The sequence below is a fragment of the Kitasatospora sp. NEAU-CNBT7 genome (genome assembly GCF_057220535.1).
Genome location: NZ_JBXQQB010000009.1, coordinates 70334 through 82346 on the forward strand (window position 1 = coordinate 70334; position 12013 = coordinate 82346).

Below are 12013 nucleotides of genomic sequence, written 5' to 3' on the forward strand. Positions count from 1 at the left end.
CCGGGATCAGGCGGCCGGGCCGACCTTGACGGTGGTCAGCTTGCCGCCCTGGGTCTCGCGGACGACCTCGATCCTGGTATTGGTGTTCGGCACCTTGACGCCCAGCTGCGGGGCGGCCGGGTTGTAGTAGTCACCGGTGCGGTCGTTGAAGGCCGGTACGGCGGGCTTGGCCGGGAACTTGGTCACCGCGCTGACGTTGTGCAGCTGGAACGCGGTGGTCGGCTTCAGCGAGAAGGGCGCGTCGTAGCTCTGCATCCGGCCGTTGACCGCGGTGCCGCCGTTGAAGTAGTTGACCTCCGGGTGCGCGTCGACCGGCAGGATCAGGCCGCCGCCGAGGTGGTCCTTGGTGTTGTTGTCCTCGTAGGCGGTGTCCCACAGCCAGACCAGGACGCCCTCCTGGTACGGGTAGGTGTCGATGATGTTGGCCTTGCCCCAGATCCCGGAGTACCCGAAGTTGTACGGGCCGGTCTTCAGGTAGGCGCCGTAGCCGACGTAGCGGCGGTTCTCCACCAGGTAGGCGCGCGGGTGGTCCTTGACCGCGTCCTTGCCCTTGATGACCGAGAAGCCGGTCAGCGTCCAGCCCTGGCCGCCGCTCTCGGCGCCGTCCTCGACCACCCGGACGCCGTCGGCGGTGACGGTGACCGCGTCGATCAGGGCGCCGCGGCCGTGGGTGTTGCCGTCCGAGGTGACGTGGAAGCGGACCTGGACCTGCCGGCCGAGGTAGGCGTCCAGCGGGATGTGCAGCTTGGTCCAGGCGTTGGAGGTGCCGGTCAGGCCCGGGGTCAGCGCGGTGGTGTTGCCGATCGGCGCGCCGTCGACGGTGCCGTGCAGCGAGGTCCAGGTCTTGCCGCCGTCGGTGGAGGCGTCCACCGACAGGAAGTCGTAGTCCTGCTCGACGTCGTACCAGGCGGAGGCGTCCAGGGCCGCGGAGGCGCTGCGGTCGCGCAGGTCGACCGTGCGGCTCAGCGAGGCGTCCATGTTGTCGCCGGTGTCGCTCCACCACTGGGCCGCGCCCTCGGCCGGGACCGCCAGGCTGGTGGTGGTCTGCGACGGCGGCAGGTGCACCAGCACGGCCTGGGCCTGGTCGGTGTTGTAGCCGCTGACGCCCAGCGCGTGGCTGGAGCGGGTGGCGGCCTGCGCCTCGTCGTAGTTGAGCCAGCCGAGCTGCAGCTTGCTCCAGGCGTCGAGGTCGCCGGGGAACTCGCCGGTGGTGTTCTTGCCCTTGCCCAGGTACGAGGCGGAGGACATCAGCGACCAGAAGTTGACGGCGTTGTCGCCGCCGTTGGTCGGGTAGAGGTCCGGCAGGCCCAGGTTGTGGCCGTACTCGTGGGAGAACAGGCCGACGCCGCTGTTCTCGCCCGCCTGCACGTAGTCGTAGACGTACAGGCCGGTGTCGCCGACCGGCGCGCCGCCGATCCGGTTGCCCTCGGGGCCGGTCTGCCCGGTCGGGTCGGGCAGGTCCCAACTGCGGTGCGCCCACAGCGCGTCGGCGCCCTGGGCGCCGCCGCCCCAGGTCTCGTCCACACCGGCGTGCACCACGATCACGTTGTCGAGGTAGCCGTCCGGCTCGTTGAAGTCGCCGTCCTTGTCGTGGTCGTAGCGGTCCTGCACGTCGTACTGGGCCAGCTCGGCCTTGACGTCGGCGGGGGTGCGGCCCTTGGCGATCTCGCCGTCGTACCAGGCCTTGGTGGCGTCCCTGATGAACTCCTGCGCCTGGGTCCAGGCCCCGCTGCCCTGCGGGCCCTTGTTGCTGCCGTAGCGGGCCTCGTTGTACGGGACGGTGACCCAGTCGCTGACCGTGCCCTCGATGTCGTACCGGCCCGAGGACTGGGTGCGGTAGTAGTTGCGGACCGAGTTGGCGCCGGGGGAGTCGTCGAAGAACATCTGCTGGTAGAAGTCGCGACCGAAGTCGCTCTTCCAGAAGGTGTGGGTGTCGTCCTTGCCCGGCTGCGGGATGGCGTTGTGCTGCGGGCCGGGGGTGCCGCCGTAGCGCGGCTGGCCGTTGTAGAGCGTGGAGTTGTCGACCTCGTTGCCGAACTGGGCGAGGATCACGAAGACCTTGTCCTTGCGCTGCTGCGCGAGCTGGACGTAGTCGTTGCCGATCTTCACCTGGGCGGGCGTGGTGCCCGCCGAACTCCGGGCCACGGCGCCGCTGTTGACCTGCTCGAGGGCGAGACCGCGGAGCGCCTGGCGCTTGCGCTCCTGCGGTGACAGGTCCTGCTGCGGGCCCTCCTGGCCGTCGGCGGCCGGGGCGCCCGCGGCGGCGGGCCGGCCGGCCGTGGTGACGGGTGCGGCGGGGTGGGCGTAGGCGGGGGTCGCCAGCATGGTCGCGGCTATCGCGCCGGTGCTGAGGGCGGCAGCGAGGGCCGCGGGGATTCTGCGCAACTGACCGGTCCTTTCCGGACGGGGGTGGTCGGGTGAGCGGGCGTAATATTTCACATGTCATCGGTCACATGGAAGGGCTGTGACCGGCCGTCACCCCGGGTGTGCGAGCGGCGACGTTCCGCGGTCAGGCCAGCGCGGTGCGCAGGAAGTCCAGCTCCAGGGCCGCGAGTTGCTCCGCCACCCCGCCCGCCGTCAGATGGCTGACGCCCGGCAGGGTGAGCAGGCTGTGCGGGCGTCCGGCCCGTACCAGCGCCTCGGACAGCAGCAGGCTGTGCGACGGGTGCACGTTGTCGTCCGCCAGTCCGTGGATCAGCAGCAGTGGCCGGGACAGCGCCGGGGCGTCCTCGAGCAGGCAGTCGGCGAGATAGCCATCCGGGTTGTCCTGCGGCAGCCCCAGGTAGCGCTCGGTGTAGGCGGTGTCGTACAGCCGGAAGTCGGTCGGCGGGGCCCCGGCGCTGGCGGCGTGGAAGATGTCGGGGCGGCGCAGCACGGCCAGCGCCGCGAAGTAGCCGCCGTACGACCAGCCGCGCACCCCGACCCGCCCGAGGTCGAGGTCCGGGTGGCGCCCGCCGAGCGCCGCCAGCGCCGCGACCTGGTCCTCGATCGCGACCGCGGAGAACCGCCGGAAGATCGCCCGGGTGAACTCCGGTGACACGAACGGCGTGCCGCGGTTGTCGGTGGTGACCACCGCGAAGCCCTGGTCGGCCCACCACTGCCGCTGCTGCCAGCGGCGCGGTTCGCTGGCCACCGCCTGGGCGCCCGGGCCGCCGTAGACGTCCAGCAGGACCGGCAGCCGCTGCCCGGCGACGTGGGCGCGGGGGTACACCACCGCGGTGGGCAGGCCGAGTTCGGTGACCCGGGCGAGCTGCGGGACGACCCGGTACGGCAGCGGCTCGGCGTGGTCGGCCAGCGGGATCTCCGCACCGCGGAACCGGATCCGGCGGTGGATGCCGTCCGCGGTGGCGGAGGTCAGCAGCAGGCTCTCGCCGCCCGCCGTCGCGGAGTGCACCCCGGGCCCGTCGGTGAGCCGTTCGGCGGCGCCGCCGTCCGGGTCGATCAGGTAGACGTGCTGGTCGGCCGGCTGGTCCTCGCCCGCCTCGACCAGCAGCCGGCCGTCCAGCCGGCCGACCACCCGGCGGATCTGGAGGTGTCCGGGGCCGAGCGGCTTGCCGTCCAGTGCGAGCGAGCGGGCGGTGCCGTCCGGGGTGTCGGCGGCGGTCAGCAGCCGGCCGCCGTCCAGCCGGGCCGGGGTCCCGGGCAGGTCGTCCACCCAGAACGCGTCGGTGGTGCGGGAGAGTTCCGTGGTCACGCCGGTCACCGGGTCCGCGCCGAGCAGCAGCACCCGCTGCTGCAGCCGGTCGGCGACGGTGAGCAGGATCTCGCCGTCGCCCTCCCAGCCGGCCGCGGTGACGTACGGGTAGGTGTCGGCGTCCCAGCGCAGCCGGACCCGGTGCCCGTCCAGGGTGAGCACCCAGAGCTGGACGTCCGCGTTGGGGCCGCCCGCCTGCGGGTAGGCGAACGACTCCGGCGCCCGGTCGGGGTGCGCCGGATCGGCGAAGTGGCGTGCGGGCAGGGCGGATTCGTCCACCCGGGCGGCCAGCACGGCGCCGCCGTCCGGGCGCCACCAGTGGCCGCGGGTACGGCCGAGCTCCTCGGCGGCGGCGAACTCCGCGACGCCCCAGACGGCGCCGTCCGCCGGGCTGAGCGGGCCGCCCGGGTGCAGGGCGGGCGCCGGGGTGAGGTGCAGGGCGCCGCCGGTGACGTAGGCGACGCGCCGGCCGGTGGCGTCCGGGCGCGGGTCGAAGGCCGGTCCCACGGTGGGGAGTTCGACCGTGGCACGGTCCGCGGTCGAGGTGCTGAACAGCCGGCCGTCCAGGGTGAAGACGGCCGTCGACAGGTCGGCGGTGGCGGCGAAGGAGCCGATGCCGGGCGCCCACAGCCGCAGCCGCTCGCGCAGCCGCCGTTCCAGGACGGGGAGGTCGGCCAGGTCCCCGGTGCGCTGCGGGAGCAGCGCCACCGGGTCGGCGACCAGCTGTTCGCGGCGGGTCGTCAGGTCGAGCAGCCACAGCCGGTCGACCGGGTCCTGCGGTCCGGTGGAGCGCAGGAACAGCAGCCGGGTGCCGTCGGAGGAGAAGACGGCCGCGCGCGGGGAACCATGGGTGAAGCGGCCGGTGCGGGCGCTGAGGGCGAGGAAGGGATCGGTGTGGGTCACGGGCACCGATGCTTGCCCCGGGGCGGGCCGCTCGGCTAGAACTATGCAGTGTGAAATGTCACACATCAATAGAGCCTCTGATGGAGCCTCGATGACCCTTCCCCCGGTGACATCCCCGGCACCGACCCCGCCCCCCGGGCCCCTGCCCGGCACCCAGGCCCTGTTCACCCTCGACCCCTCGGTCGCCCACCTCAACCACGGCTCGTACGGGGCCGTGCCGATGCCGGTCCAACGCGCCCAGGCCCGGCTGCGGGCCGAGCAGGAACAGGACCCGGACGCCTTCTTCGCCGACCTCCCGGACCGGATCGCCCGCGCCCGCGCCCGGATCGCCGCCTCGCTCGGCGCCGAGCCCGACCGGATCGCGCTGCTCACCAACGTCACCGAAGGCGTCGCGGTGGTCCTGGACTCGCTCCCGCTGGCGGAGGGCGACGAGATCCTGGTGACCGACCACGGCTACGGGGTCGTCAACGATGCCGTCCGCCGCCGGGCCGCCGAGTGCGGCGCCCGGGTCCGCACCGTACGCCTGTCGCTGTACACCCCCGACGCCGAGGCCGTGCAGGCGCAGGTGCTCGCCGCGGTGGGGGAGCGCACCCGGGTCGCGGTCCTGGACCTGGTCACCTCGCCGACCGCCCGGGAGATCGCCGCCCGCCCGCTGCTGGCCGAACTCGCCGCCCGCGGTGTGATCACCGTGGTGGACGCCGCCCACGCCCCCGGCATGCTCCCGGTCCAGCTCGGCGCCGGGGCCGGCGGAGCCGACTTCTGGATCGGCAACCTGCACAAATGGGCCTTCGCCCCGCGGGCCACCGCCGTCCTCGCGGTCGGCGGCGCCTGGCGCCGCCGGATCAGGCCGCTGACCGTCTCCTGGGAGCACGACCGCGGCTTCCCCGGCCGGGTCGAGTGGCGCGGCACCTGCGACTACACGCCCTGGCTGGCCGCCCCGACCGGCTTCGCCCTGCTGGAACAGCTCGGCGCGGACCGCGTCCGCGCCCACAACGAGGCACTCGCCGAGCACGGCGCCCGGCTGCTCGCGGACCACGCCGGGCTGCGCCCGCTCGCCGCCATGCCGGGCCTGGCCATGCGCGCACTGCGGCTGCCGCCCGGCACCGCCGAGAGCGAGCACGCCGCGAAGGCGCTGATGGTCGTGGTCGCCCGCCGGCTGCACACCAGGGTCGCGGTACGTCCGTGGCCGGGCGGCGGGGTGCTGCGGATCAGTGCCCAGCTGTACAACCGGCCCCAGGAGTACCTGGAGCTGGCCACGGGACTGAAGGAACTGATCGCCCGCTAGGCACGGCCGGACCCGGCCCGGGCGGGGTGCGGCCGCCCGGTGTCCGGTCGCGGCCCGGCGACGGTCGGGCGGCCGAGGTGGCGCCGGCGGGGTGAGCGGCGGCGGGTGCGGGTGCGGGGGCCGGGTTCGGTGTCCCGGCCGGGCGGCCTTGGGCGGGGCGGTCGGCCGCCCGGAGTTCGGCCAGCAGCGCGCCCTGGTCGGTGAGGAGTTCGGTGAGGATCCGGCGGGCGGCCCGGAGCAGGTCGGCGACGTCGGCGCCGGCCAGTGCGTAGATCACCGTCGAGCCCTCGCGGGTGGCCGTCACCAGGCGGGCGCGGCGGAGCTGGGCGAGTTGCTGGGAGAGGCTGGAGGGTTCGACGTCCAGCTCGGCGAGCAGGTCGCGGACGGGCGTGGGGCCGGTCTGCAGCAGTTCGAGCACCCGGATCCGGACCGGGTGGCCGAGTATCCGGAACAGCTCGGCCTTGGCCTGGTGCAGCGGCAGAGGCACCCCGCTCCCCCCTCCGCGCGTCGCTGCTCCGGCCGGTCACTGGTCCCACCCGCGGGGTCAGACCTCCAGCTGGGCCTCGATGCGCTTCAGCTGGTGCCGGGCCATCGCGAGGTTGGCGCGCGAGCGGCTGAGCGCCAGGTAGAGGAAGAGCCCGCGGCCGGTCTGCGTGGTGAGCGGCCGGATCAGGTGGTACTGGCTGCTCAGGCTGATCAGCATGTCCTCGATCTCGTTGTCGTGCAGGTTGAGCATCTCCATGGTGCGCATCTTGGCGCGGACCACGTCGGTGTTGCCGGCGGCGGCGACGTTGAGGTCGAGCTCGGAGTTGTCGCCGAGCGTGCCCATCGCCATGCCGCTGCCGTAGTCGACCAGCGCGACGCCGATCGCGCCCTCGATGGTCATGGCGTCCTTCAGCGCGGTCTCCAGAGTCGCCATCGCAGCCTCCTGCAGGTCATTCCCGCGCCGCGGTGGCGAGGTGAATGCTCCGACTGTAGGAAGCGCACCGCGGGCCCCGGCCGGATGATCGGAACTGGCCTGCTGCGGTCGCATCCTGACCGTCCGGTGGTCACCGGTGACGGTATGCAGACTTTTGCAACTCGGGATCTGAATGATCCGGCACCGATCTCAGCCCTGCGCCACCAGCTGCGCGGCCAGCCGCAGCGAGTCCTCCTGCTGGCTCCTGGCGGCGCGCAGCAGCTCCTCGTGGCCGTCCATCAGGGAGCGCTGGTACGCGGACTCGACGGCGAACCAGATCCCCACCAGGTTGGTCCGGCGCTTGCACCCGACATCCGCGACGGCCGCGGCCAGCCCGGCCGGTGAGGCGAACGCCCCCTGGTCCAGACCCAGTTCGGCCTGCGGGCTGACCGGGTTGCGGGCGTGGTAGCCGTGTTCGGCCATGCAGGCGGTCCACTGCTCGGTGGCCTTGACCACCCGGCTGTCCTGCCGGGAGCGGTCGTACCCCTCGGCGTCCATGTCCTGCACCTTCATCGGGTCGACGGAGGCCGCGGTCGGCGCCCACAGCCGCAGGTACGCCTCCCGCCGGCAGCCGCCGATCGGCACCTTGACCCCGTTGACCTCGCCGTCACCGGCACCCGAGCGCTCCGCCTCCTCCTGGCTGCGCGGCATGGTCTTGGCGTCGACCCGGCCGGAGCCGCCCAGTACCAGCGTCTCGGCCGGGTCCATCGAGGGCATCGGCGGCTTCTGCGGCCGGTCCTCCTCGTGCGTGCTGTAGCCGGAGGCGGCCGCGGCCGCCTCGTCGTACAGCCCGTAGCGGCGGGCGTTCTCGGCCTCGGCGGGCGGCGCCTCCGGAAGGTCGGGCACCCGGAACCGGAAGCCGTACCGGCTCATGCACTGGTCGGTGAGGATCCGCTGGGCGCTGTCCAGCCGGTGCAGCTGCCCGGCGTCGGGGATGTAGTCCTGGAGCGGCAGCCGCAGCGCGTTCGCGTCCGCGGGCGTCGGAACGGCGGCCACCGCCGGCTCCGCCGCCGGCCCGCTGCCACAGGCCGTCAGCAGCACGGCGGCGGTGGCGAGCACCACGGGCAGGGAGGTCCGGGTGGTCTGCGGCCGGCTCGGCACATTCTCTCCAGGGGGGACGTCGGGTTCGGCAACGGCGGCGGGACGGGAGGTGCCGCCCGGCGCGGGCCGGGCGGCAACGGCGGTACGGGGTCGGCGGTGCGCGGGTCAGCCCGTGTAGTAGGCGGACGAGACCTGGCGCCGGAAGGTGCTGGAGGCGTTGGACATCACGCCCGGGCTCACCCAGCCGTGCCGGCCGCCCCGGTTGGCGTCGGTGTAGACGTGCCAGGTGTAGCTGTCGTTGTTCCAGTAGGACTCGTTGCGGTCGTTCGGGTTCCCGCCGTACACCGGCCAGCTGAGGTAGCCGAAGTTGTCCTTCGAGGTGTAGAGGTCGAGCACCATGGCCGTGGTGTCAGGTCCGCTGTACAGCGAGAACTCGCCGTTGTCCGTCGTGCCGTTCAGCTCGGCGGCGGTGGCCGTGGCGGCGCCGGTCAGGCCGAGCACGGCGGCGGTGGCGAGGGCGAGGAGGGCCGTGATCAGGCGGTGCGGGAGCCGGTGGCGGTTGGCCAGCATGCGGCTTGCCTCTCTGGGAGTGGTCGGGGAGTAGGCGGTGCGTGAGTCCTGTGCCTGGAACCTCGTACCGGGACAGTGGACCAGCCCTGTGACTCGCTGCACAGGCTCGAATGCGCCACGTTGCCGAACGGCTGGCCGATTTCGTGTCGACAAACCGCTAATAACGCAGCAAGGCCCGCCATGCTCCCGGAGCGTGGAAAAACGGTGCTATCGATGTCAGTCCCGGCGGGTAATCTCAGGCTGAGATGCTCGATCACCACACCACCCACCACATCAGCTGCGCCCCGGCGGCCTCCCGAGCCCCGGCCCCGCAGCCGCAGGCGTCGCCGTCTGCGTGCCCGTCCCGCCCCTCGGGGCCGTCCGCCCGCGGGAAGAAAAGGTGACGCCGATGAACAGCGCCATGCCGGGCCGCAGCGACCAGCTCGGTGACCAGGAGCAGCTCAGCCCCGCCGAGGCCTACCGGGCCGCCCGGCGCCGGGCCGAGGTGCAGGCCACCGCCCTCCACGGCTTCCAGGAGCTCTACGACTTCCCGCTCGACCCCTTCCAGCTGGAGGCCTGCGAGGCCGTCGAGGCCGGCCAGGGCGTCCTGGTGGCGGCCCCCACCGGTTCCGGCAAGACCATCGTGGGCGAGTTCGCCGTCCACCTGGCGCTGGCCGGCGGCCGCAAGTGCTTCTACACCACCCCCATCAAGGCCCTGTCGAACCAGAAGTTCGGCGACCTGGTCAAGCGCTACGGCGCCGACAAGGTCGGCCTGCTCACCGGCGACAACTCGGTCAACGGCGACGCCCCCGTGGTGGTGATGACCACCGAGGTGCTGCGCAACATGCTCTACGCGGGCTCGCGCGCCCTCGACGGCCTCGGCTACGTGGTGATGGACGAGGTCCACTACCTCGCCGACCGCTTCCGCGGCGCGGTCTGGGAAGAGGTGATCATCCACCTCCCGGAGTCCGTCACCCTGGTCTCGCTCTCCGCCACCGTCTCCAACGCCGAGGAGTTCGGCGACTGGCTCGACACCGTGCGCGGCGGCACCAAGGTGATCGTCTCCGAGCACCGCCCGGTCCCGCTCTGGCAGCACGTGATGGCCGGCAACCGGATGTACGACCTGTTCGCCAGCCCCGACCGCGACGGCCGTCCCAAGGACGCCCCGCGCAACCCGGCCAAGGCGGTCAACCCCGAGCTCGTCCGGCTCGCCCGCTCCGAGCAGGACCGCGGCGGCCGCGACCGGTTCGCCAAGGGCCGCGGCCGCTCCATGCCCACCGGCCGCCCCACCCGGATCTGGACCCCCGGCCGGGTCGACGTGATCGAACGCCTCGACGCCGAGGGCCTGCTCCCCGCCATCACCTTCATCTTCAGCCGGGCCGGCTGCGAGGCCGCCGTCCAGCAGTGCCTCACCTCGGGCCTGCGGCTCAACCGGGAGGCCGACCGGGCCGTGGTCCGGGAGATCGTCGAGCAGCGCTGCGCCGACATCCCCGACGAGGACCTGCACGTGCTCGGCTACTTCGAGTGGCTGGACGGCCTGGAGCGCGGCATCGCCGCCCACCACGCCGGCATGCTGCCGAGGTTCAAGGAGGTGGTCGAGGAGCTCTTCGTCAAGGGCCTGGTCAAGGCGGTCTTCGCCACCGAGACCCTCGCCCTCGGCATCAACATGCCCGCCCGCTCGGTGGTGATGGAGAAGCTGGTCAAGTGGAACGGCGAGACCCACGCCGACGTCACCCCCGGCGAGTACACCCAGCTCACCGGCCGGGCCGGCCGCCGCGGCATCGACGTCGAGGGCCACGCCGTGGTGCTCTGGCAGCGCGGCCTCGACCCGGAGGCGCTGGCCGGGCTGGCCGGCACCCGCACCTACCCGCTGCGCTCCTCGTTCCGGCCGTCCTACAACATGGCCGTCAACCTGGTCGGCCAGTTCGGCCGGCACCGCTCCCGGGAACTGCTCGAGACCTCCTTCGCGCAGTTCCAGGCCGACCGCTCGGTGGTCGGCATCGCCCGCCAGGTCCAGCGCAACGAAGAGGGCCTGGACGGCTACCGCGAGTCGATGACCTGCCACCTCGGCGACTTCGACGAGTACATGGCGCTGCGGCACGCCCTGCGCGAGCGGGAGAACGAACTCGCCCGCGAGGGCAGCAGCCAGCGCCGGGCCGCCGCGATCCAGTCCATCGAGCAGCTCAAGCCGGGCGACGTGATCCACGTGCCGACCGGCAAGTTCGCCGGCCTCGCCCTGGTCCTCGACCCCGGCCTGCCGCCGGTCAGCCGCTCACCGCGGACCAGCCGGCACCCGGACTACCAGGACGGGCCCCGCCCGGTGGTGCTCACCGCCGAACGGCAGGTCAAGCGGCTCGCGATGATCGACTTCCCGCACCCGGTGCAGTCGCTCGAGCGGGTCAAGATCCCCAAGTCCTTCAACCCGCGCAGCCCGCAGTCCCGCCGCGACCTCGCCTCCGCCCTGCGGACCAAGGCCGGCCACCTGGAGCCCGAGCGCTACCGCAAGGGCCGCGCCGCCGCCGCCGACGACGAGGTCATCGCGCGGCTGCGCGGCGAACTGCGGCAGCACCCCTGCCACGGCTGCGACGAACGCGAGGACCACGCCCGCTGGGCCGAGCGCTACCACCGCCTGCACCGCGACACCGAACTGCTGGAACGCCGGATGCGCTCGCGCACCCACACCATCGCCCGCACCTTCGACCGGGTCTGCGGCCTGCTCACCGACCTCGGCTACCTCAGCGCGGACACCGTCACCGACGACGGCAAGCGGCTCGGCCGGCTCTACGGCGAACTCGACCTGCTCGCCTCCGAGTGCATCCGCGAAGGCGTCTGGTCGGGCCTCGCCGCCGCCGAACTCGCCGCCTGCGCCTCCGCCCTGGTCTACGAGGCCCGGCAGTCCGACGACGCCACCGCCCCCCGGGTCCCCGAGGGCGGCGCCAAGGAGGCGCTCGGCCAGATGGTCCGGATCTGGGGCCACCTCGACGCCCTGGAGGAGCAGCACCGGATCTCCACCGCCGAGGGCGTCGGCCAGCGCGAACCCGACCTCGGCTTCGCCTGGGCCGCCTACCGCTGGGCGCTCGGCCACAACCTGGACTCCGTCCTGCGCGACGCCGACATGCCGGCCGGCGACTTCGTCCGCTGGACCAAGCAACTGATCGACGTCCTGGGCCAGATCCAGGACGCGGCCGGCGACGACACCGCCCTGCGGACCACCGCCCGCAAGGCGGTCGACGCCCTCCGCCGCGGCATCATCGCCTACTCCTCGGTCGGCTGACCCGCAGGGGCAACCATTCAGGGGCAACCCATCAGGGGCGCTGGGGGCACCTCCCGGCCGAAGGCTGGGGGCGGAACTGCGCGCAGTCGGGAGGGCACATGTTGGACTCTTCCGCGCTCGCGCAGTTCCTCGCGCCCCTGTCTTTTGGCTGATCCAGCGCGCAAAGGGGCAACCCTCCAGGGGCGCTGGGGGCGGAACTGCGCGCTGCGGGAGGCGACCAGCTGAACTCTTCCGCTTTCGCGCAGTTCCTCGCGCCCCTGTCTTCTGGCTGATCCAGCGCCCCTGTTTTTTTGCCGGGGCGCGCCTGAT

At 73.0% G+C, this 12013-nt stretch carries 7 protein-coding genes and 1 pseudogene; 2 read left to right on the forward strand and 6 right to left on the reverse strand.

The features are described from left to right. Nucleotides 1-6 precede the first annotated feature (6 nt). Together AC2TEW_RS14620 and AC2TEW_RS14625 are read right to left on the reverse strand one after the other, a co-directional pair. Entirely contained in the window at nt 7-2385 is a 2379-nt protein-coding gene (locus AC2TEW_RS14620; protein WP_484623769.1) for an immune inhibitor A domain-containing protein, read from the reverse strand. Between the two features lie 124 nt (nt 2386-2509). Beyond that, nucleotides 2510-4597: a S9 family peptidase gene (locus tag AC2TEW_RS14625; RefSeq protein WP_484623770.1), complete on the reverse strand. Its 2088-nt coding sequence runs from the start codon at nt 4595-4597 to the stop codon at nt 2510-2512. A 91-nt stretch (nt 4598-4688) separates the two neighbouring features. On the opposite strand from AC2TEW_RS14625, the gene AC2TEW_RS14630 reads away from it, so the two are divergent. Next, the gene (locus tag AC2TEW_RS14630; protein WP_484623771.1) at nt 4689-5882 is read left to right on the forward strand and encodes an aminotransferase class V-fold PLP-dependent enzyme; all 1194 of its coding nucleotides are present in this window, start codon (nt 4689-4691) and stop codon (nt 5880-5882) included. A gap of 139 nt (nt 5883-6021) precedes the next feature. Here AC2TEW_RS14630 and AC2TEW_RS14635 read toward each other — a convergent pair. The 4 genes and pseudogenes from AC2TEW_RS14635 to AC2TEW_RS14650 all read right to left on the reverse strand — a co-directional run. Further along, a pseudogene (locus AC2TEW_RS14635) lies at nt 6022-6369 on the reverse strand (ArsR/SmtB family transcription factor); the annotation flags it as partial. Between the two features lie 57 nt (nt 6370-6426). After that, nucleotides 6427-6801 carry a hypothetical protein gene (locus AC2TEW_RS14640; protein ID WP_484623772.1) on the reverse strand — a complete coding sequence of 125 codons (375 nt, stop codon included), beginning with the start codon at nt 6799-6801 and terminating at the stop codon, nt 6427-6429. 189 nt (nt 6802-6990) lie between these two features. Beyond that, entirely contained in the window at nt 6991-7941 is a 951-nt protein-coding gene (locus AC2TEW_RS14645) for a hypothetical protein (RefSeq protein ID WP_484623773.1), read from the reverse strand. A 105-nt stretch (nt 7942-8046) separates the two neighbouring features. Further along, nucleotides 8047-8451: a peptidase inhibitor family I36 protein gene (locus tag AC2TEW_RS14650; RefSeq protein WP_484623774.1), complete on the reverse strand. Its 405-nt coding sequence runs from the start codon at nt 8449-8451 to the stop codon at nt 8047-8049. Between the two features lie 388 nt (nt 8452-8839). Between AC2TEW_RS14650 and AC2TEW_RS14655 the strand changes: the two genes are divergently transcribed. After that, nucleotides 8840-11704, forward strand: a complete 2865-nt coding sequence (locus AC2TEW_RS14655) for a DEAD/DEAH box helicase (protein WP_484623775.1) — start codon at nt 8840-8842, stop codon at nt 11702-11704. Nucleotides 11705-12013 lie beyond the last annotated feature (309 nt).

Coding starts and splice junctions, on each gene's coding strand:
- AC2TEW_RS14630 (WP_484623771.1), top strand. CDS start 4,689: ATGACCCTTCCCCCGGTGACATCCCCGGCACCGACCCCGCCCCCCGGG.
- AC2TEW_RS14640 (WP_484623772.1), bottom strand. CDS start 6,801: ATGGCGACTCTGGAGACCGCGCTGAAGGACGCCATGACCATCGAGGGC.
- AC2TEW_RS14650 (WP_484623774.1), bottom strand. CDS start 8,451: ATGCTGGCCAACCGCCACCGGCTCCCGCACCGCCTGATCACGGCCCTC.
- AC2TEW_RS14655 (WP_484623775.1), top strand. CDS start 8,840: ATGAACAGCGCCATGCCGGGCCGCAGCGACCAGCTCGGTGACCAGGAG.